Source organism: Flavisolibacter nicotianae (assembly GCF_003628535.1).
Taxonomy (GTDB): domain Bacteria; phylum Bacteroidota; class Bacteroidia; order Chitinophagales; family Chitinophagaceae; genus Flavisolibacter; species Flavisolibacter nicotianae.
This window is the reverse complement of record NZ_RBCI01000010.1, coordinates 135,151-155,561: the sequence shown is the minus strand read 5'-3', so window position 1 is coordinate 155,561 and position 20,411 is coordinate 135,151. Positions and strand designations below refer to the sequence as shown.

The 20,411-nt window shown below is 49.1% G+C and carries 16 protein-coding genes; all 16 read right to left on the bottom strand.

The window, feature by feature from the left end; genetic code table 11:
- Nucleotides 1-132: 132 nt before the first annotated feature.
- Entirely contained in the window at nucleotides 133-2,049 is a 1,917-nt protein-coding gene (locus D6024_RS20770) for an adenylate/guanylate cyclase domain-containing protein (RefSeq protein WP_121356725.1), read from the bottom strand.
- A 337-nt stretch (nucleotides 2,050-2,386) separates the two neighbouring features.
- The gene (locus D6024_RS20765; protein ID WP_162944906.1) at nucleotides 2,387-3,559 is read right to left on the bottom strand and encodes a right-handed parallel beta-helix repeat-containing protein; all 1,173 of its coding nucleotides are present in this window, start codon (nucleotides 3,557-3,559) and stop codon (nucleotides 2,387-2,389) included.
- Nucleotides 3,560-3,963: 404 nt separating this feature from the next.
- Nucleotides 3,964-5,865 (bottom strand): asparagine synthase (glutamine-hydrolyzing), encoded by a 1,902-nt coding sequence (gene asnB, locus D6024_RS20760; RefSeq protein WP_121356722.1) that lies wholly within the window; start codon nucleotides 5,863-5,865, stop codon nucleotides 3,964-3,966.
- A gap of 49 nt (nucleotides 5,866-5,914) precedes the next feature.
- Entirely contained in the window at nucleotides 5,915-7,909 is a 1,995-nt protein-coding gene (locus tag D6024_RS20755) for a polysaccharide biosynthesis protein (protein WP_121356720.1), read from the bottom strand.
- Nucleotides 7,910-8,027: 118 nt separating this feature from the next.
- Nucleotides 8,028-9,188, bottom strand: a complete 1,161-nt coding sequence (locus D6024_RS20750) for a DegT/DnrJ/EryC1/StrS family aminotransferase (protein WP_121356719.1) — start codon at nucleotides 9,186-9,188, stop codon at nucleotides 8,028-8,030.
- 46 nt (nucleotides 9,189-9,234) lie between these two features.
- Nucleotides 9,235-9,957, bottom strand: coding sequence for an HAD family hydrolase (locus tag D6024_RS20745; RefSeq protein WP_121356740.1), 723 nt, complete (start codon nucleotides 9,955-9,957; stop codon nucleotides 9,235-9,237).
- Nucleotides 9,941-10,906 (bottom strand): ATP-grasp domain-containing protein, encoded by a 966-nt coding sequence (locus D6024_RS20740; protein ID WP_121356717.1) that lies wholly within the window; start codon nucleotides 10,904-10,906, stop codon nucleotides 9,941-9,943. Before D6024_RS20740 ends, D6024_RS20745 begins: the two co-directional genes overlap by 17 nt.
- Complete coding sequence (locus tag D6024_RS20735; RefSeq protein WP_317125280.1) at nucleotides 10,903-11,520, bottom strand: sugar transferase; 618 nt, start codon at nucleotides 11,518-11,520, stop codon at nucleotides 10,903-10,905. The genes D6024_RS20740 and D6024_RS20735 overlap by 4 nt, the downstream gene beginning before the upstream one ends.
- Entirely contained in the window at nucleotides 11,495-12,679 is a 1,185-nt protein-coding gene (locus tag D6024_RS20730) for a glycosyltransferase family 4 protein (protein WP_205573336.1), read from the bottom strand. The genes D6024_RS20735 and D6024_RS20730 overlap by 26 nt, the downstream gene beginning before the upstream one ends.
- Before the next feature lie 83 nt (nucleotides 12,680-12,762).
- Nucleotides 12,763-13,761: a GNAT family N-acetyltransferase gene (locus D6024_RS20725; protein ID WP_121356715.1), complete on the bottom strand. Its 999-nt coding sequence runs from the start codon at nucleotides 13,759-13,761 to the stop codon at nucleotides 12,763-12,765.
- 20 nt (nucleotides 13,762-13,781) lie between these two features.
- The gene (locus D6024_RS20720; protein WP_121356713.1) at nucleotides 13,782-14,801 is read right to left on the bottom strand and encodes a polysaccharide deacetylase family protein; all 1,020 of its coding nucleotides are present in this window, start codon (nucleotides 14,799-14,801) and stop codon (nucleotides 13,782-13,784) included.
- A 4-nt stretch (nucleotides 14,802-14,805) separates the two neighbouring features.
- Nucleotides 14,806-15,912: a hypothetical protein gene (locus D6024_RS20715; protein ID WP_162944905.1), complete on the bottom strand. Its 1,107-nt coding sequence runs from the start codon at nucleotides 15,910-15,912 to the stop codon at nucleotides 14,806-14,808.
- Nucleotides 15,913-16,015: 103 nt separating this feature from the next.
- A complete protein-coding gene (locus tag D6024_RS20710) occupies nucleotides 16,016-17,134 on the bottom strand; it encodes a glycosyltransferase (RefSeq protein WP_240410109.1) in 1,119 nt (372 codons plus the stop codon).
- Entirely contained in the window at nucleotides 17,100-18,311 is a 1,212-nt protein-coding gene (locus D6024_RS20705) for a glycosyltransferase (protein ID WP_121356710.1), read from the bottom strand. Before D6024_RS20705 ends, D6024_RS20710 begins: the two co-directional genes overlap by 35 nt.
- A complete protein-coding gene (locus D6024_RS20700) occupies nucleotides 18,308-19,486 on the bottom strand; it encodes a glycosyltransferase (protein WP_121356708.1) in 1,179 nt (392 codons plus the stop codon). Before D6024_RS20700 ends, D6024_RS20705 begins: the two co-directional genes overlap by 4 nt.
- On the bottom strand, nucleotides 19,486-20,295 hold the full coding sequence (locus D6024_RS20695; protein WP_121356706.1) for an aspartyl/asparaginyl beta-hydroxylase domain-containing protein: 810 nt from the start codon (nucleotides 20,293-20,295) through the stop codon (nucleotides 19,486-19,488). Before D6024_RS20695 ends, D6024_RS20700 begins: the two co-directional genes overlap by 1 nt.
- Nucleotides 20,296-20,411 lie beyond the last annotated feature (116 nt).

Sequence of the window (20,411 nt, the reverse complement as noted above, 5' to 3'; positions counted from 1 at the left end):
TTAAAAGAGCGGTCGCAAAGATAAGCACCCCCAACCTCCCACCCAAATCCTTCCAAAAATAAATCCCCAATTCCCCGTGAAACACAGTCCCCACCCAACTAAAAAATTCTGTACAAATACTCGCAGAGAGATCTAAAAGTTGACCAACATCCGCAATTTCCGCGTAATTAAGGCCATGTTCAGGTACTTAATATTGAGAAAGTCGTAGTGATTGATCAACAAATAAGTAATGGCGACGTCCTTTAAAGCAATGGCATTATTAAAGCAGTCCAATGCTTTTTCTCTGGCCCCAGCTCTTGCGTAATCGATTCCCATCCACAGTTGAGAAATATAATCGCTGTTCTTTTTCAGGCGATCATATTTTTCATCCACCCGCTTTTGCAATGCTGAATTATCTCCATCTTTGAAAAACAACAACAATCCCTTGTTACCGGCTTTTTCTGCAGCGGCGATTGCTTCTTCCGGATTTCCGGCCGACCAGTAAAGCCTAGCCAGATCTCCGTAATACACCTTTTGCATATCCGGTTCTGTTGCATTCTTTTCGATGAGTTTCTTTTGCAATGCGATTGCATCTTCTTTTTTGCCGGCATTTACCAAACATCTCACCTGGTTAACGGTCAGATAATCCCAGGCCGGATTAATACTGCACCCCTTTTCGTATATCTTCAGTGCTTCTTCGTTTTCGCCTTTTCCTTCCAGCAAAATTCCCAACCACAGGTACACATTTGATTGGTTGGGGCTAAGATCGAGGGAACGCTTATAGGTTATCTCCGCGGCGTGCCAATCGAATTTTTGGTGATACCAATACCCTAATGAGGCATGGCTTTCACCTGACATGGGATTCAACGCCAGGGCAAGGTCAATGTATTTCTTCGCCATCCACAACATCTTTACAGGATCTTCATAACCCCGGTAAGATGCCAATAAATAAGTTACGGCAAGCCCCGAATAGGCATTGGCAAAATTGTTGTCCTTTGACACGGCCTGCTCAAATAATTCCCTTGCTTCCAACACTTCCGGCTTCGTTCTTTTTTCAACGAGAAATTTCCCTCGCAGATAAAGATCATAGGCTTCCAGGTTACTGGTTGGCGTTTGATCGAGCTGCTTTTCTTCCTGCTGCGAAAGTTTGGCGTTTAACACATCGGCGATAGCCAGGGCCACTTCTCTCTGGATGGAAAAGATGTCCTTTACACTACGGTCGTAGGAATCGGCCCACAAATGTTCATCGGTAGCAGCATCAATCAACTGCGCTGTAATACGGACCTGCTCCTGCGATCGTTGCACGCTTCCTTCCAGGATAACTGCTACATCCAATTCGCGGCCGATCTCTTTTACATGTTTTGGATTTTTTTTGTACTGCATGACGGAGGTACGCGAAACCACCTTCAATGCTTTGATCTTTGAAAGCTGGGTAATGATATCCTCCGTCAAACCGTCGCTGAAATACTCCTGGTCCTGATCGTTGCTCATATTAAAAAAAGGAAGAACAGCAATACTGGTCTTGCTCTTTACCGGAATTTCCGGCACGAATACCTGTACCGGTTGGCTATTGGGTGTGAGCAATTCGTAAATGCGAAACGGTTCTTTGATGTTTTTCAATTTCTCCTCTTTCACAAACATGCAGTCAAGCCCTTGCTTGTTGACAATGTTGCGATAGACCATTTCCGAAACATAAATACCGCCGGTTGGTGCCAAGGCCTGAATACGGGCAGCAATATTAACAACATCGCCAAATACATTCCCGTGATGTATCAGCACATCACCCATATGAATACCGACGCGGGCTGGCACTTTGGGATCTTCAAATAAATCGGCCTGCAGCAGTTTGGCAAATTCCGCAGAATCCGTAGCACTGTTAAACAGCAACAGGCAGCCGTCCCCGTAGTATTGAATTATTTTCCCATCAAGTTCGCCGGCAATAACTTCCAGGACGTCTCTGAAATGGTTGATCTTTTGAATGGCAGCGTGTTCATCCTCCTGCATCATGGCCGAATAACCAACGATATCAACAAACAGAATGGCGGCTAGCTGGTGGAATGGTTCGGACATACAATCGTAACGCGATATTTTTTGCAAAGGTAATGGAGAGGGGTAATTTCGGTGCTTTCCGTGGAAGATATTGGTTTATGAGCCTTTTCTTCAACCAATTTCGTACGACCCGCATATTCGATTAGCCATAGTCGTAGAAAAGGAATTGTTCAGCTAAAAGAAAAGTCCCCACGAAGGGGGACTTTTCTTTATCGTAAAATCAGCTACTCACCTCCTCTGCTGCAAGCCGGGGATCGGAAACACTGGATCACAACCATCGTTTGGCTTGCCGGGAAATCGCATCTTTCCGATCCGGTACCAGAAAGCTGCGTCACCACAAATTGAGAGGCGTTCAACTTTACTGTACAAACTCCTTCTGGGTTGTGTTCTCCAGTACCAGATCCTGCCGGTTACCTTTAAAGATGTTATTTTCTACTTTGTAACCAGTCACCGAAATAAGTTTTACGGCGTCGGTTGGTTGGCCAACCTGGAAGTCATGGATATTGCCCGTTACTTCCACGTTGTACACGCCTTCAAATGTCATCAGGGCAATAGGCGAACCAAAAGGATAGTTTTCCGATGTATTGTTGATAATCCGCCAGTTTTTGCGGCTACCGGCAATCTTCGTATAAACGCCAATGCTTAATGCATGGCCGTTCAGGTAGTTCCCACTTACTTCTACATTATTGATGCTGCCCTGTTGTCCGCCAGAAGCAAGGAACAGGAGCCGGCCTTCACCGATCTTGTTGTTGCGAATGGCAATGTTGGATGCACCGGAGCCTTCATTATCCGGCTCGATATCAAATGTGCTGCGACGGGTGTTATAGATGTTGTTTCCCTCTACCAACACATTGGAGGCGCCTACGATGGCCACGCCCTGGCGGCCATTGTCGTGAAAATTGTTGTTGCTAATTTTTACGCCATCTGCCCATTCCATTGAACCTGCATTCCAAATACCGACATACACAAAATCGCCATATACATTGTGAACGTGGCAGTCACGAATTTCAACATCTTTGGCACCCTCGATATCAAAGGCATTCTGCGCTTCAAACTTTGAATTATACGAAGCTTCTTCTTCCCAATTATAAATGTTAGCGCCCTGGATTTCGATATTATAAAAGCGATGGCCACTGCCACCACGAACCATGAACTGTCCGCGTTTCCGGGGCCACAGCCATTTGATCTCGTCCGGCAGGTTCGACTGCGGTGCGGAAGTACCATCCGTAACTGTGAAGAACTTTGCACCATTGCCATAGAACTGCAAACCGACACGCTTGGTGAGCACAATGCTGCCATCCATGCGATACAAACCGTTTTGCTTGAATTGGATCTGGCTGTTGTCTTTTACCTTGTTAAGAAAGTTCTGTAAAGCCAACGTTACATCTACTTTACCGCTGGCATCAATGGAGTCGGGAACAACTACAGTACCCGACGTATTGGTTGGTGTATTTGACGGATTAAGGGTTCCGGGCACCCGTCTAAACCGCGCAGCACTGGCCGACTGGGTCGCTTGTTCATCTTCCTGCAAGGAGGATGTTTTGCTACAAGAAATCTGAATAAGGGTACAAAGGAGTAATCCTAGGAACGTCACGTTTCTTTTTGTTTGGTTTTTCATGTTTACGTACTTGCATTTTTTACTTTCTGATGAAAGATTGGATAATAAAAAATCACCGGTATTGGAGCGGTGGTTGTTGAAAACAAAATCCTTTACACTGTTGCCCGATGTTCCTCCGGATGAAAAATGGGCTAAAAAATAAAGGACCTTAAAAAAAGCAAGTGCGAAGCTAACAAAAGGAGTGCCTGAAAAACAGGCAGTTGAAATTTATTGATACTTATTAATAAATATATTTTATTGCAAATACATAACAGCTTTTACGTGTGACCAAAGCAGGGAATCCACATGGAATCACTAAGAGAATACGCCTAACAGGGTCAGCTGCCATCAACAAACTGCCGCAGCCAACTTTCAATCGCCAGCAACGACCAGATGGTATACGACGCATCCAGCTTGCCTTTTTGGTTCTTATCGATCATCTCCCGCACGGCACCGGCATTGAACAATCCCCGGCTTTTCAGATTGGTTTCGCTAAGTTGGTCGTTAACCATCTCCCGCATTTCGTTTTTCACCCATCCGCGAAGGGGTGCGCCAAAACCAGTCTTGGGGCGATAGATCACATCGTGGGGCAAATAATCCTCCGCCACTTTTCGCAAAATATACTTGGTTGTCGTGCCTTTCATTTTGAGGGAAGACGGCAACTGTGACGACAGTTTAACCAGTTCTATATCGAGGTAAGGCACCCTGGTTTCCACGCCGACGGCCATGCTCATTTTATCCGTGTAGTTCAAATTGTGATCGGGCAGGTAGGTCTTGAGCTCCAGGTACAACATCTTGTTCAAATCGCTGACACCCGGTGGCAATGTCTGGATCAAGTGTTCGAGGTAAACTTCCGGCAACAAATTACCTACAAGCATTTCCTGCACATCAGGCTCAAAAAGGGCCATTGTTTTTGTCCGCTCCAGCCACATGAAATAACCGGCAAAACGCTGCGATTTTGTTTTTCCCGACTCGGCGATCACTTTTTTGATGCGTCGCATCGTCGGGCTGAAAGACTTCACCGGCTCGAGAGCCGTTTGCAACAACCGCCCTCCCGCCACCGGCAATATCCTGAAAAACCTTTCCAGCGCAATGGCCTGGTGACGACGATATCCTGACAACAGGTCGTCGCCGGCCGTACCGCCCAACAGCACTTTTATTCCCTGTTGGCGTGCATTCAGACAAATGTCATATACATTCAAAGGGGCGGCATCCGCCTGCGGCTCATCAAGATGCCAGATCATTTTGTCGAAGTTGTCCAGAATGTTGATCTCGGAGGGAATGATGTTTAAGTCGACCGACAGGTGCCTGGCTACTTTTTTGGCATAGAACAGGTCATCGGCAAACCCTTCTTCTTTCAATGTCTTGCCCGAGTCGATTGTAAAGCAAGTTAATCGCTGGCCAGGCATTATCTCTTTTGCCATTGCCACGATCAAACTGGAATCAAGACCACCGGAAAGAAAATACCCGAGCGGAACGTCACTCATCAACTGCCGGGCCACGGCTTTTTGCAAGGCTTGCCTGAATTCTTGTTTCCACTCTTCTTCGCCAAGCGGCTCGGATCTCTCCTCAAATCGAATCTCGTCATACGCTTCAACGGTAAAGACCGATTTTTCCAGCGAGTACGTAATGCAATGACCCGGCAACAGCTTCAACACGTTTTGAAACGGTGTTTGTCCACCGACAGAATACAACAATTGCAGGTAGCTGAACAAGGCTGAGGGATTTATGGTTTTATCGAAACCCGGTATTTTCAACAGCGCTTTGATCTCCGACGCAAAGGCAAAGACGCCGTCGTGTTCGTAGTAGTAATACAATGGCTTGATGCCATAGTGGTCCCTCGCAATGACCACTTCCTGTTTCCGTTTATCAAGAACGCAAAATGCAAAGATTCCGTTCAATTGGGGAAGAATGTCTTTGCCATATTCCATAAATCCATACAGGAGCGTTTCGGTATCCGAACCGGATTTAAAAGAATAACCTTTTGCTTTTAACCGGGACCGGATATCAAGATGGTTGTAAATTTCGCCATTAAAGACCAGCACATAGTCACCATCGGCTGACAGCATCGGCTGGTGCCCGTTGGCACTTACATCAACGATCGAAAGACGGGTCTGCCCCAGCATCACACCGTCATTGCAATAATAGCCTTCATCATCGGGTCCGCGATGTTGCAGAACGCGTAAATCTTCTGGAGCGAATTGAAACCTGTGACTGATACTGCCGATAATTCCGCACATAACAGATTACTTATTTTGGATGTTGGGAGGGAAATTGCTGACTGCGTTGTCAGGACAATAGCGTCGATGCGTCCTGCGTAAAATTGCTGTTTACCGGCAGATCCAGCTTTTCGTATTTTGAATTGCAGCTTTTGAATTCCGGGATTAGCGCCTTCATTTTCGTTACCAGTTTGTTGTTGTCGCCCAGCATGCTGATGCCTATCAGTTCTTCAATGTCAAAAAGAACACTGGCGGGACCGGCAACCACCCGGGCAATCTTGATTTTTTCATGGTGAGTCAGAAGGGTTTTTTCCTCTTTTGCCAGGAGCTCCTCGTACAGCTTCTCGCCTGGCCGAAGACCCGTGTAAACAATTTTAATATCCTGTTCCGGGATCAACCCGGCCAGTTGGATCATCTTTCTGGCCAGGTCCACAATTTTTACCGATTGGCCCATATCAAAAATGAAGATCTCTCCTCCCTTTCCCATCGTACCGGCCTCCAGTACCAATTGCACCGCCTCGGGTATGGTCATGAAATAGCGGGTGACCTCCGGATCGGTTACCGTAAGCGGACCGCCCTTCTGGATTTGCTCGCGAAAGCGGGGCACCACCGATCCGTTGGAGCCGAGGACATTGCCAAAGCGGGTGGTAATAAACTTTGTTTTCATTCGCACTTCGGTAAGGCTTTCGCCTTCGCTCTTCACCGCGATATAGCTGGATGACTCCCGTGGCCATTCCGCATGATTGTTCAATGTCTGCACATACATTTCAGCCAAGCGCTTGGAGGCACCCATCACATTGGCCGGGTTTACCGCTTTATCGGTAGACACCATCACAAACATGGAAACCCTGTGAATCACCGATAGGTCGGCGATATTTTTCGTTCCCATCACATTCGTCAGGATCGCTTCGCAGGGATGATTCTCCATCATCGGCACATGCTTGTATGCGGCTGCGTGAAAAACGATCTGCGGACGGAAATCGCGGAAAAGCGCTTGCATCCGGTTGTAATCCCTAACACTTCCAATCATGATCTTGATGTTGATCCCGGGGAAATTGGCTTCCACTTCAGTTTGTATCTCATGCAGGGCAGTTTCGGCCTGGTCGCAAAGAATAAGCATTTCGGGATGATAAGTCAATACCTGCCTGGCAATCTCCGAACCTATCGAACCGGCAGCGCCGGTGATGAGGATTCGCTTTCCGGATAACTCGTTCGAAATTTTCACATTGTTGATCACAATCGGCTCCCGCTGCAGCAAATCTTCGATCCTGAGTTCCTGCAACTGCTTCGCAAGCGGCTTGTCGTTGAGCCATTGCTCCGAAGGTGGAATGACCAGGACTTTAATGCCATGCTGCAGGCATTTGTCAATCACCGCCTTTTTGTGAAAGCTGTCCAGTTGCTCATTCGTCATGATCATTTTGCGGACCCCTTTCTTTTTTGCTGCCATCGCCAGCTCCGCGATTGAAAACACTTTTTTTTGCTCGATATAGGTATTGATCTTACCTGGCCTCATTTCGACAAAGCCTGCCACGAGTAATTTGTTTTCGTTGTACGACTCGATGGCCTGCTTGATCAGGATGGCGTTTTGATCCGAACCAAAAATGAGCACCTTTTCTGCCATGCTGAAGGGCGAACTTTTGATTTTGTAGTAAAACAACTTGATAAAGGCCCGCATCATCACCATCAGCGAAGAGGCAACAAAAAAATTGATAAACACAACGCCGGCAATATTCAGCGACTCGATATGATAAGGACGTGAAATCAGCATCTTTACAGCGATGGGATAAGCTGCACTGATGACGAAGACAGCAGAGAAAATCCGGAAGATATCCTGGATGTTCGAATAGCGGATCAATCCCGTGTGTGTGCGCATGCAGAAGAAAGTTGCCAACGCTATCAGGGCGTACAGGCCGGTGTAGATAAAAAAATGTCCACGCAGAATTCCGGAAAATTCAAAATGCTTGATGATAAAATAAGACAGTGTAAAGGATGTGCAGGTAATGGCCAGGTCAACAAGCAGAATCACCCAGCGGGGAGCAGTTTTGGCATTCAGTAAATTGTTCATGAGCCTCGTGATTTAAAGGTTTTGGTGTTTGGCGCATGAATTCGAAAGGGACAGGAAAGAGGGACTGGGCAGGAATGGGAAATCGAAGGGTTGGAATGAAAAGTGCAGGATTGAAATCTTAATTTTTGACGAGAGTCGTTTGTATAAGCTGTCTCTGATAAACGTTAACCAGTTGGCCTACAACGCGGTCGAGGTCTGCTTCTGTGAGATTGGACCCCGAGGGTAAACACAATCCGTTTGCAAAAAGCTGCTCACTGGTCGTCCCACCATAATAAGGTGCACCGGCGTATACCGGCTGCAGATGCATTGGCTTCCACAACGGGCGGCAATCGATGTTATCGGCTACAAGAGCAGTGCGCAAATCTTCCCGTGTTACGTGGCTTTCTGCAACAAGGATCGTCGTAAGCCAATGATTGGAATAATAGTCCGGTGACGGTTCTTCGGCAAGTTGTATTTCGCTGATTGTCGATAAGGCATCTTTATAAAACAGGAAATTATTGCGTCGCTGGCGGATACGCTGGTGCAATACCTCCATTTGACCACGGCCGATTGCCGCGCAGACATTGCTCATCCGGTAATTGTACCCGATTTGTGAATGTTGATAATGCGGTGCAGGGTCCAGTGCCTGTGTTGCCAGGAAACGGGCCTGCCGGATAAAGTCACCGTTGGCGGAAACCAGGGCGCCACCGCCCGAGGTGGTAATGATTTTATTGCCATTGAACGACAATACGCCAATGTCACCAAATGTTCCAAGAGGCTGTCCTTTAAAGCTCGAGCCCAGAGCCTCGGCTGCGTCTTCGACGACGGGTATTCCGTAAAACCGTGCAATCTCCATAATACGGTCGATCTGTGCCGGCATGCCATACAGGTGCACAACGATGATCGCCTTGGGCTTTTTTCCCAATTTGATCCGGTGCTGAATTGCCTGTTCCAGGTAATCCGGCGACATGTTCCAGGTGCTTTCTTCGCTATCCACAAAAACAGGCAGTGCGCCCTGGTAAACAATTGGGTTGGCAGAAGCGGCAAAGGTCATCGACTGGCAGATGACTTCATCGCCGGCGCCAACGCCCAGGAGAATAAGGGCAAGATGCAGGGCAGCCGTCCCCGAACTCAAAGCGGCTACCTGAACATCGCCGCCAAGAAAGGTTTGCAGGTCGTGTTCGAAGCCATCTACATGTGGCCCCAATGGAGCGATCCAGTTGGATGCAAATGCTTCATTGATGTAAGAAAGTTCTTTCTCTCCCATGTGCGGAGACGAAAGCCAGATTTTGGGTTTCATAAACAGTTGGGTTGTTAGGTAAAAGGCTGTCTGAAAGACTAACCGGTTATTTGTCGCAATTTGATTTCAGTCTTAACTGTTGTTTATCCAATGGTAAGACAGGCTCGGGGCAAAGCTGCACGTCAGCAAAGCTTGTAATGATGAAGTCGGGACATGCGGCCTGGGAAAAGTCCTGTGGGTGAATATGACTGCCTGTATTTTCCAGGCATATGGTCTTCCATCCCAACTGTGCCGGTACCAGGAAATCTTTTGCCGTGTTGTCGCCAAAAAAATAAAACTCGCGGCCAGGATATTTTTCTTCGAAGAAAAGGTAGTTTCTTTCTGCCGGCTTTTCCGAACCGAATTCCTCCGAAATGATCACATCCGCAAACGTCGTTTCAAGACCCAGGGCCCGAAGTTTGTTTCGCTGCGTGATTTGCCTGCCGTCTGTAATCAGTCCGCAGGGAATACCCATCCTGCGAACCTGCTGCAGAAACGTTGCTGTTTCCGCACTGAGCTTGATGGATGGCGCATGTGTGCGGTATTCGGAAAGCAACCATTCGATGGTAAGGGTCGATGGTGCAAAGGCACAGGTATCAACGAGCCACTGGAAAACATTTTCCTTCCGGGAGTACCGCAGCAACATCTCATCGTAAAGTGGACGTCCGGCATGTGGCTCCAGTTTTTCGGAAAGAGCCTGGTAGGCCGATTTCAGAAAATCGATCTCCGGATACAACGTATCATCGAGATCAAAAACAAAAAACGTCCGCTTGTTAGTCGCGATTTGCATGAACAATCACTTCGTCGTCGTATCGCAGCATCAGCATGCCGTCTTCCCAATCTTCCGTGTAAGGGATTGGCTTGTCGTGAAAATATTCCCTGATCAGCCACAACGGGTAGTTGCCACCAGCACGATAACTTAATGGGAATCCCCCGCCAAAACGTGGGTTGATCTCGATGGCAACGATCCGCTCTGTGACCTTGTGCATAAATACCTGCACGGTCAAACAACCGATGGCACCGCCAACCTCGCCCAGTTTTTCTTTCAGGAAAGAGACGATCCTGTTTTTGCACGTCACACCTTTGTTGATCTCTCCCGCCCTTACCAACAGCCGCCGCCGCGGAATGATGCATTTCACGGCGTGCTGCTTATCATAATACATATCTACCGTGTATTCGTCGTATTCGGTTTTATCGATGTACTCCATAAACAGGAGCTTTTCGTTGCTGAAGTGATAATCCGTAAAATCGCTGGCCGAGCGGATGATGAAATTATCTGCACTGAGGCTGCCGTCGTAAGGCTTGATGAAAAGCGGGAACCGGGGATTGCTTTTCTCGATTGTTTCAGGAACCGGTATTCCTTTTTGCTGGAAAAAGCAATGGATCTTACGCTTGTCGCGGCACTGCGCCACAAAAGCAGGCGATGAAATAATTACATGGATTCCCTGTTCATCAAACCGCGGTTTGTTTTGCGCCAGCACCAGGAGTTCCGTATCGATTGTGGGTACGACCATCCTGATGCGGTTCTTCTCGCAGAGCAAAAGCAGGTCATCGATATAACCGTAATCGGTCACCCGTTTTACCTGGAAATACTGGTCGGAAACATGACAGGCCGCACTCATTTGCGGACACATGTCGGTTGTAAAGACTTTCGCACCGGGATAAAGTTTCTTGAGCTCTTTTTGAAAAGCTCTTACCAGCGAAACACGTTGACCGGCCGATGTAATGAGAATGTTCATACCCTGTTTGCCCCCTTAAAATACGGCATTGTTGCGTGCCCCTTTTGACTGATCCCTTCTGTTTTCAAAACTTTTTTGCATGTGAGCCAAAGAATTTGGGCATCGAGTTTCCAATCCAGGTGATCTACATACCACACATCCAGTTCAAATTTTTGGTCCCAGGTCAGGGCATTCCGCCCATTTACCTGTGCCCAGCCGGTGATTCCCGGCCGCACTTCGTGCCGGCGGTTTTGCCGGGCTGAATAGAGTGGCAAATAGTCCACCAGGAGCGGCCTGGGCCCGATTAAGCTCATGTCGCCTTTCAGCACATTGAGCAGTTGCGGAATTTCATCCAGCGACGTTTTACGCAACCACTTGCCCAGCGCAGTCAACCGTTTTTCATCAGGCAGAAGCTGGCCATCTGCGCCTTTACGGTCGTTCATGGTTTTAAATTTTACCAGCAAAAAAATACGGCCGTTTTTGCCGGGACGGCGCTGGATGAAAAACGGCCTCCCGTCGTTGGCAACAAAAAGCAGGACCGCCAGCACCAGGAAAACCGGCGACAGAAGGCAAAGTCCTGCCAGGCTGAAAGCAAAATCGACGATCCGTTTAAGAGATTTCCGATACAATCCCATGAGCCGTTAATTGATCCCTGTATTCGTTCAACAGGATGTTCCAAAACTGTTTTTGTTCATACCGCTCGCCAATCCATTGCCGGGCATTTGCTTTCATACGCAAAAACAATTCACGGTCGTTCCGCAAGGTTCCCATCGCCTTTCGAAGGGCGTCAACATTTTTTACCGGTACGATCAACCCGTTCTTTCCATGCTGGATGATTTCATTGCAGCCATTGATATCCGTGACGATCGAAGGCAGGTGAAAACAACCCGCCTGCATGGGCACGTTGGGAAACCCTTCCCTGTACGATGGAAACACCAGTACATCACTGATGGCAAGAAAAGGCCGCACGTCCTGTTGGAAATCGATTCGGATAATGTCTTTGTCGTCTTCAATTGCCTTCTGCACCGTTATCGGCAGGGGATCACGTTCGGGCTCATATGGACCAACCAGCAACAGTTTAATCGCATTTGCGGTGCTTCGCAAACGACAGAAAGCATCGACCAGTTCCTCGATTCCCTTGTCCCGAACCAGGCGGCCAATAAACAGGTACACGAAATCTTTTTCGTCGATGCCCAGTGCTTTCCGGGTTTGTGTCACAGAAGCCTCGAGCCCGTCGGTCAACTGAAAAAACTCCATGTCGATGCCGTTACTGCTACCGTTTCCCAGCACTTTCAGCTTTCCGGCTTGACAGAACTTATGGTCTTCGATGTACTTTGCCAGGTTCGTTGAATTGGGGTACACTTTGGTAGCGCAACGGTAGGTAAGCCATTCCACAACCGAAAGCAGTTTTTTCTTCAGGCCCCTGCTTTCCATCAACGGCATTCCGGCTACCGTGTGCAGGCGCACCGGCACACCGGCCAGCCGCCCGGCCAGCATCCCCAGCAAGCCTGCTTTTGGCGTGTGGGTGTGAACAATCGTGGGATGCTCTTTTTTAAACAGCCAGTACAATTGCCACAGCGCTTTCGCATCTTTCAACGGCGTAATGGCACGGCTCATTGGCACGCCTGCAACCCGCACCCCTTCGCTGGCCCGTACGTCCTCCAACGTTTTGCCGGGCGAAGAAACAGCCAGTACATCGTAATGGTCGGCCATAAAGCGGAGTTGCTGGCGCAAAAGAACTTTCAGTGAAATGGGCACCGTTGTTATCCGGATCAATTTGGCTTTCTGAGTCATGCAAAAAGAAAATAGCGGTAAATGTTTGATGGCGATAAAAACCCGGAGCGGTCACGCAGGTACATCGTTCAATTGCAAACAGCTTAGAACAACTCAAGGTCACCAAGAGAGTACGACCAGTTCTTCGATTCTTTTAGGCTGGCAAACCTGTCTTCCATGTTGAGGTCACGCAGGGTGATCATGGGACCCAGTGCCCTGACGGGGACAATGCCCATCCAGCGGAAATAGTTTTGGTACAACTGGAACTGCACACCGGACATGGAGACCAGGTTGATATTGTGCAAAGCGCAAAAGCTCCTGACTTCTTTTTTTAGGAGAGCGTTCAGTGCCTGCGGGTTTGCCTGTTCGTCAAGGAGAATAAAGTCCACTAGCCGCAGTTCTTTTGTAAAAGCGTGTTGTTTGACCCTGCTGATCAGCAGGTAGCTTTTCCCGTCAGTAAAATAGTTGTAGCGAAAAAGCGGGTTGTCCGCGTAGCGCCAGGCAATATAGGCCGGCGAGATCGCTGTGGTTAAATAGACCGCTTTTTGAACGTAGCCTTTCAGCAAGTCCAACACGTCGGCACGCCACTCCTGAGGGGGAGAAGGATCCTCGCTCTTATCGATGGTTTTTCCGTTACGGACCAGTCGGGAATAAACCACCGCCAGCGGCTTCCTTATCTTCAGTTTCAACGGCATTTTTCCCTGCTCTACCCAACCCATCTTCAGGTATCCCGGCTTGCTTTTTTCGTTGGGTGTGTTAAAGATGAAATGCACGCCGTCCCGCCGGCAGGTCTCCACAAGATTCATCGTCAGCTTTTTAAAAATTCCCCTGCCCTGGAAATCGGGATGCGTGGCTGTGTCAACTGCGCGGATGGCATCGAAGGTTGTATCATTCAATTGCCATTTCCATTTCATAAAAGCACGTAAGCCTACAATCACCCCGTCTTCCTCCGCCAAAAGCACGTATGAAGGACCAAATGGATTTTGTTCGTGCTTCCAGGTCCAGAAGTCTTCCGATTGCGGAATGACATCATCACCCAAAGACTGGCTCAGGAGGCGGATCATTGCAGGCTTGTCGGAAGGACGTGCGGGGCGAATGTTCATCGTAACGCTGTTTTCATCGATCAGGAGGAATACTGTAAAATGTCTTTGCACATTTCGCCTTCTTCATTCAAAAGCGACGCGTACTCCCCCATATTCCAGCTTTCCATACTATATTTTTCGCGGCATTTTTGAAAATGCGTGAGCAGAAGCTCAAGCCGCAGCAGATTTTGCTGGGGATAGTCTCCGAAATTTTCAGGGTGCCACCACAGGTGATAACACTCTCCTTGGCTGGCTGCTGCATACAACTCACGAATGGAGCGCCGAAGGGAAAGCTTGCCGAGGACAGGCATTTTGGGCGACCAGGGACGGAAAAGCCGGCTGGCCGGAAGCTGCAACGGCTCTCCCGGCCGTGCCTGAATTGCCGCTAAAGGATAGGACGTACGCCTCGTTGCCAACGGCACGTACGCATCCCCGGTACGAAAGATTTTACGCACCGGATTGGCGCTTTTATCCGTGATTGGACTCCAGAACCAGGAGGAAGGATTGGAGCGGACCACCCTGATCCCGTTTGCAAAGCAGGTGCGCAGGTGTTCAGGATTAAACTGGTTGCGTGGAAAGACCAACGAAGAGAGGCGGCAACCAAATTTTTCCGCTGCCGCAGTTGCTGCCTTCAGGTCAGCATCGAAGGCCTCGTTTGCAGCCTGCTGCTCCAGGCAATAAAAATGACCAAATGTATGCGTGCCCAGCTCCTGTCCCCGGCAGAGCAAAATGGCGCTCACCGTTTCCGGGGCAAAATGTGCCCAGCGATATGCAGGACCAAGGTCATTCTTTCGCACCCATGCGTAGGCCGAATAATCTTCTACCGCATAACAGGGCTCAATTACGGGCTTCCATCTCTCCCACTCCTGCCGGTCTTTTGCCATAACGCTGCCCACAACGGCCCATGTTGCATGCACCCCGTATTTTTCGAACAAGGCCAAGACCTTCGGAATGGATTCCAGTGTATTCAGATAGCAGGCCTTTCGCTGCTGCCGGTCTTTTTTATCAAATACACCCCAGTGAAGTTCAAAGTCAAGCGATATCGTGAAAATTCCAGGCATCCGTTCAGTTTATTGCGTATGCAGGTGCAGCCGTTGTCTCAGCCGCCGCTTTGATTTGCCTCGAACGCAGGCGCTTTAGTTTCCGGTCGTCGAGGTAAGAGATAATCACAAAAAGAAAAAAATACGTGATCATGGTTTTCTGCCGGATGATCAGGCCGAGGTTGGACAACGTGCCGCAAAGTGCCAGCGAGGTGCCCAGGAAAATTACCGCACTTGTTTTTACCAGCGCCGAACTGCGGGACATAAATTTTCCAAACCCCTTTTGAAACATTTTACAGGCTAAAACAATGTAGAACAGGTTTTCCATCGACACCATCATTCCCGGTAGCGAAGGCGCATCTACAAAAAGCGGTCGGAACCAAAAGGTCAAAAGCTTTAGGGGGTAGGGATAGCTGGAAATATCAATCCCCGATCCCGATTTCGCCAGGTCCGCAGCCCGCTTGTTGGCCAGTTCGCCAAAACTGCTCACGAGGTTGTCTGCATCCACCTGGGCAAAGGCCAGGATCTTATCGTACAGAAAGAACAAAGCGACGGCGCCACCACCCAGTACCAGCACTTTCTGGTAAAGCGGCACTTTCTGCCGGCCCGTTAAAAGACCAGCAACTATACCGGCTGCAAGCACCAGGAAGATGTGTGGCCGCACATGGTAAACGAGTGCCAGGCCCAGAACCAGCGCCACCTTTCGCGAACCGATTCGACTGAAACCATACACCGCAAGGCCAAGCCCAAGGAAAATAACGGCTCCCTTTCCCAGCGAAGCACTCCAGTAATGCATGTTCGGAAGAAACAGGAAAATCGTTATGAGGTCGTAGCCTTTCCACAGGTGGCGGAAGCGGACATTCTCTTTAAAAAAAATGTAAAAACAAACGAAACCCCAATACCCCATGCCGGCAAACAGCACCATCATCATTTCGTAACTAAAACCAAAGTAGTTGATAAACGGGTAGGCCAGGAAATGCATGAATCCAGTTCCGGTATCATAGGCTTCAAACCAGTTTGCATAGGCCACCTGTGGTTGCAAATAATACTGCACGGAATCGGAAGGCGCATACAGGACGGAAATATAATAGACGGCGGCAAAGAGCATGTGGTACCAGTATAGTTTTGCCATAAGCCCCGGCCGGAACCACCGAAGCCGTCCCCTGATCGCATCCAAAATGGGGCGATTGATCAGGAAAAGCACAAGCATTAACAAGAAAGCGCCAATCACCCGTTTAGGTTAGGAGGTTATCGTACACATTTTCCAACTCGGTTACCATCTTTTGCAGGCTGAAATAACGGACCACCGTTTGCCGTGCGGCTGCGCCGAGACGTTTTATTTTCGCTGGTTGCTGCAGATAGGCAACTAGGCGATCCACCATCTCCATAGGTTGTTCGACGGGTACAAGAATTCCATTCCTGTCTTTCTCCACCAGTTCGGGTATGCCACCGGCATCTGTGCAAGCAGGCATGCAGCCCATGCTCATGGCTTCGAGGAGGCCTATCGGCAGCCCTTCAAATGCAGAACTCATCATAAAAACATCCATTGCATCGAGGTAAGGCCTGATCTCTGCCTGCAACCCGGGAAAGTGGACGACATCCAGGAGTTGCAAGTCCCGGGCTTTCTGATGCACCACGTCGCGTAACAGCCCATCACCCGCAACAATGAATCGGGTATAAGGACAACGATCGTGCACGGCCTTCGCAATTTCGAGCCAGGTGTCCAGGCGTTTTTGATGGCGGAACACACAGGCTGTACCGATGACAATCGAGCCAGGCGGAATATTCAATTCACGGCGAATGTCGCGGTGAACGGGAACATCATGGGAGTACTTCTCGGTATTGATGCCGTTCTTGATCACCTGTACCTGCGGCCTTTTTTTGGAGTAATGCGTTTTGATGGATTGTGCCACGTCGTCCGAAACGGCAATCACTTTCGTTTGCGCCGAAAAACTCAGCTTGTTAACGAAGAAGGTCAGCTTGTGGTATTTATCCCAGGTATTGTGCTCCGTGTATACCACGGGCACACCCGCCAGCTTGCCGGCAATTCGACCGACAATTCCTGCCCAGGGAAGATGGCAATGAATTAGCCTGATGCCGTTCTGCCGCACATACTGTACAATCCGGAAAACCTGCCGCAGGATCTCCAGGTTATTTTTGGCCGGAAGGCAGGTTACTTTTCCGCCTGCGGCCTCAATTTCAGCCACCATCTGGTGCTTCCAGGGAAGAAAATAAATGTAGTGGAAACAATATTTTTCCCTGTCATGCTTGCCCAGGGTTTCGGGCAACAGGGTTTCTGCCCCGCCACGCCCAAGCGATTTAATGATGTGCAATACCGGATAAGGTGTTTTCATTGACAAGGTTGTTGGCGTCATCAATTGGCGTAGTGCCATTCGTTGTTCCGATAGAATGATGGGAGGTTATCTCGTTGTGAAGCAAAGAAGCATAACACGAAAGAAACTGTTGGCCGATTTGACGACTCAGGTAACGGGATCGAACCAGTGCAAAAGCATTTTGCACCAACTTCATATTGCCGGGAGTGTCGCTTGCAGCATCCAACGCTGCAAGGGCAAAAGCATCGTTATCACCACCTTTTACCAGCCAACCGGTTTGGCCGTTTTGTACCACTTCGCTGATCCCGCCCACGTCAAATGCCACGACGGGAGTCCGGCAGAGAAAGGCCTCCAGCAACACCCCCGGCAAACCTTCGATCTTACTGGGGAGTAAAAGCACAGTTGCGGCGCTGACCAGTGGCAGGACATCCGTGCGCAAGCCATAAAACCGGACCTGCGCGGCAAGTCCTTTTTGTTGGGTAAGGGTTTCTATTTTTTTCCGCAGGGGACCATCACCAACCAGGTGCAGACTGGCGTCTGGCTGGTCACGGAGAATTTTTTCAAAAATAGACAGCAGCCCTTCGTGGTTTTTCTCAAACGTAAAGCCGCCCACATGAATGAATGCCGGCCCGTTAGTGCTATGCTGCAGCACATTTTTTCCAGCAGCTTTTTCCCGCATCGAATCAGGGACGTCCTCTACTCCTACTGGAATGACACTGATCTTAGCCCGGCATGCCGGAAACAAGCGTCCGAAATCAGTAGCCGACGCATGGCTGACAGATATAACTTTCGCTGTAGGCCGGAAAAAAAGCGCATTCCAGCGTACAGCCATGCTGCCCTTGATGTAAAGGCTGATGGTACTTGCATTGCGAAAAATGATCGGCTGCTTCCAGCGGAAAAGCAAGCGGGAAAAGACAGCGTATTTTAGCGTGTCGCCGGCATTGGCCTGGATAATGTCAGGCTTTTCTTTGGCGATGATTTGTGCCAACCGTCGCCATGCGTTGAAATCAACAAAGCGACGTCCCGGCCTTCCGCACAGATGATACATTTTTCCGCTAAAGGGTAAGTCCGCCTCACCCTCGTACAAGAAAACCAACACGGCTTCGTGTCCTGCCGCATTGATATGCGATGACAGTTGCGCGGTGAACAATTCGGCACCTCTTCGCTGTGGCTTTTGGATGAGCTGGAGAATTTTCATGGTTGGCTGGCGATGAGTGTTTGCAAATACGATTCAAACGTCTCGGCAATCTTTTCCAGTTCAAAATTTTCTTTGGCGAAGACATAAGCTTGCTGCGCCAGGCCTTCGGCTACCAGCCGGTTGTCGTTGAACCAGCAGAGGGCTTTTTCAATCGCATCGGCCGATCCCTGCTGGAAAAGATAACCTGTCTCGAGGTGCGTGATGGCTTCCTGGTTTGGTGGGATATCGGAAGCAAGAACCGGAAGGCCAGCAAACATGGCTTCCACGATGGCACCGCTGAAACCTTCACTTAGCGACGGGAAAACAAAACAGTCGTAGTTGGACAGTATTTCGGGCACATCGTTGCGTGAACCCAGGAGAAAAACATTGTTTTCAAGAGCAAGGTCTGCGATCAGCCCTGTCAATTCATTACGCATTGGCCCCTCGCCAATAACGTACAGGGTTGAAAACGGCGATTTCGCGACAAACCCGCTAAAGCCGAGAATCAGTTGCTGATGGTTTTTTATGGAAAACAACCGGGCAACATTGACAAAACGGATTGCCTGCCCCGATCCCTGAAAATTTTCCTTCCGCTTGATCGTAGCACTGTTTCGTCCTCGATTGATTACTGTGATTTTTTCTGCGGGAATAGCCAGCCACCGGGCATTGGCTTCTTTTACAGCAAGCGAATTGGCAACAAAACCACAGCAAAAACGGCTGGTGAACCTGTTGGCCCATTTAAAAACCCGGACAACAATTTTTGATGTCCACGACAAATTACGGTTGTACGTCGCCGAGTACAGGTCGTTTACAAAAGTGCCAACAACCGAGAGCCGGCACTGCCTTGCCACCATCCTTGTCAATAGTTCGGACCGGGTCAGGTAAGCAACCAGCAAATCGGGTTTTTCGGCTTTCACCAGCGCATGCAGCAAGGCATGCGCTTGCCGGAAACCATATTTTTTTGTGATGTTGAACGAATGCACCCTGATTCCATTTTCAACAAACATTGGCTTGAGCGTTTCGCCACGATAGATATGGCAAATGACCGGCTCAAGCCACGTGAATCGCTTTGCGTTTTCCAACAGGCTTTGTTCGGCGCCGCCGAATTCGAGGGTGTCGATGACAAACAAAACCTTCGGCCAGGCCTTGCCTTCTTTTGTTCGAATATGCACCGCTTCTTTTGTAAACGTTTCCATTACGAGACTGCCTGCTGTTGCGGCCTGATTTCTTTTACATGTTTTTCGTCCTTGATCTTGTTCAGGTTACCCACAGCATCCTGGATAAACTTCGACCCGGCAATGTAGCGGATGTAAAGTTTGTTAAGAAGAGCGGCCGGTTGCGGAAGGGGCCGTACAAAATCGACGAACAGCACCACGCGGATTTCCTCTGTATCGTTCCACACTTCATGCTCGTACGAATCGTCAAAGATCAGTGCCTCGCCCTGCTGCCAGTAACCGAAGTCGTTGCCCACACGGATTTTGCAATTCATTCGGTCAACCGGAATGCGCAAGCCGAGGTGAAGCCGGAGCACGCCGTTATAGGGTCCCCGGTGTGGCGGAATATGTTTGTTCGGAGAAAGAATTGAAAAGAAAGCGGTCTTCATATCCGGTATCTTTTTCAGCAGTTCAATCGTTCGCGGGCAGCGGTGGCAATTTTCATCGCGCCGGTGGCCATAGAAATAAAAGAAAAAGGTTCGCCATTTGTTGTCCTGCGTCAGCTGCATTTGCGGTGAGGAAACGTCTTGGAATGACGGGATATCGGCGTCCACCGTTAGCACGGCGTCGAGTTCGCGTCGTATGTCCTGCCAACTGGCTTCCAGTTCCTTCACCCAGGGAAATTCTTCCTTGCGAAAAAATGTATGGTCGCCAACTTTTGAACGTTTTTTTACCAGCCGCTCCATCGATGGGAAGGTCAATTTTTCAAACCGTACCGCCAGCGGGTCCAGCAGTCTTTTCTGCCAACGGAAACGAAGCGACGCTGCTATCTTTTTAAATATGTTCTGCATAACGCTGATTGTTTTGGTAAGTAAAAAAGTAGAAAATTGGCAGCCATATTTTCGACGGATCACCTGAGCTCTTTCAAAAGAGATCGCGGAATTGGCGGTGCAGGAGGTTATTCTTC

Coding starts and splice junctions, on each gene's coding strand:
- D6024_RS20770 (WP_121356725.1), bottom strand. CDS start 2,049: ATGTCCGAACCATTCCACCAGCTAGCCGCCATTCTGTTTGTTGATATC.
- asnB (WP_121356722.1), bottom strand. CDS start 5,865: ATGTGCGGAATTATCGGCAGTATCAGTCACAGGTTTCAATTCGCTCCA.
- D6024_RS20755 (WP_121356720.1), bottom strand. CDS start 7,909: ATGAACAATTTACTGAATGCCAAAACTGCTCCCCGCTGGGTGATTCTG.
- D6024_RS20750 (WP_121356719.1), bottom strand. CDS start 9,188: ATGAAACCCAAAATCTGGCTTTCGTCTCCGCACATGGGAGAGAAAGAA.
- D6024_RS20745 (WP_121356740.1), bottom strand. CDS start 9,957: ATGCAAATCGCGACTAACAAGCGGACGTTTTTTGTTTTTGATCTCGAT.
- D6024_RS20740 (WP_121356717.1), bottom strand. CDS start 10,906: ATGAACATTCTCATTACATCGGCCGGTCAACGTGTTTCGCTGGTAAGA.
- D6024_RS20735 (WP_317125280.1), bottom strand. CDS start 11,520: ATGGGATTGTATCGGAAATCTCTTAAACGGATCGTCGATTTTGCTTTC.
- D6024_RS20730 (WP_205573336.1), bottom strand. CDS start 12,679: ATGACTCAGAAAGCCAAATTGATCCGGATAACAACGGTGCCCATTTCA.
- D6024_RS20725 (WP_121356715.1), bottom strand. CDS start 13,761: ATGAACATTCGCCCCGCACGTCCTTCCGACAAGCCTGCAATGATCCGC.
- D6024_RS20720 (WP_121356713.1), bottom strand. CDS start 14,801: ATGCCTGGAATTTTCACGATATCGCTTGACTTTGAACTTCACTGGGGT.
- D6024_RS20715 (WP_162944905.1), bottom strand. CDS start 15,912: ATGGCAAAACTATACTGGTACCACATGCTCTTTGCCGCCGTCTATTAT.
- D6024_RS20710 (WP_240410109.1), bottom strand. CDS start 17,134: ATGAAAACACCTTATCCGGTATTGCACATCATTAAATCGCTTGGGCGT.
- D6024_RS20705 (WP_121356710.1), bottom strand. CDS start 18,311: ATGAAAATTCTCCAGCTCATCCAAAAGCCACAGCGAAGAGGTGCCGAA.
- D6024_RS20700 (WP_121356708.1), bottom strand. CDS start 19,486: ATGGAAACGTTTACAAAAGAAGCGGTGCATATTCGAACAAAAGAAGGC.
- D6024_RS20695 (WP_121356706.1), bottom strand. CDS start 20,295: ATGCAGAACATATTTAAAAAGATAGCAGCGTCGCTTCGTTTCCGTTGG.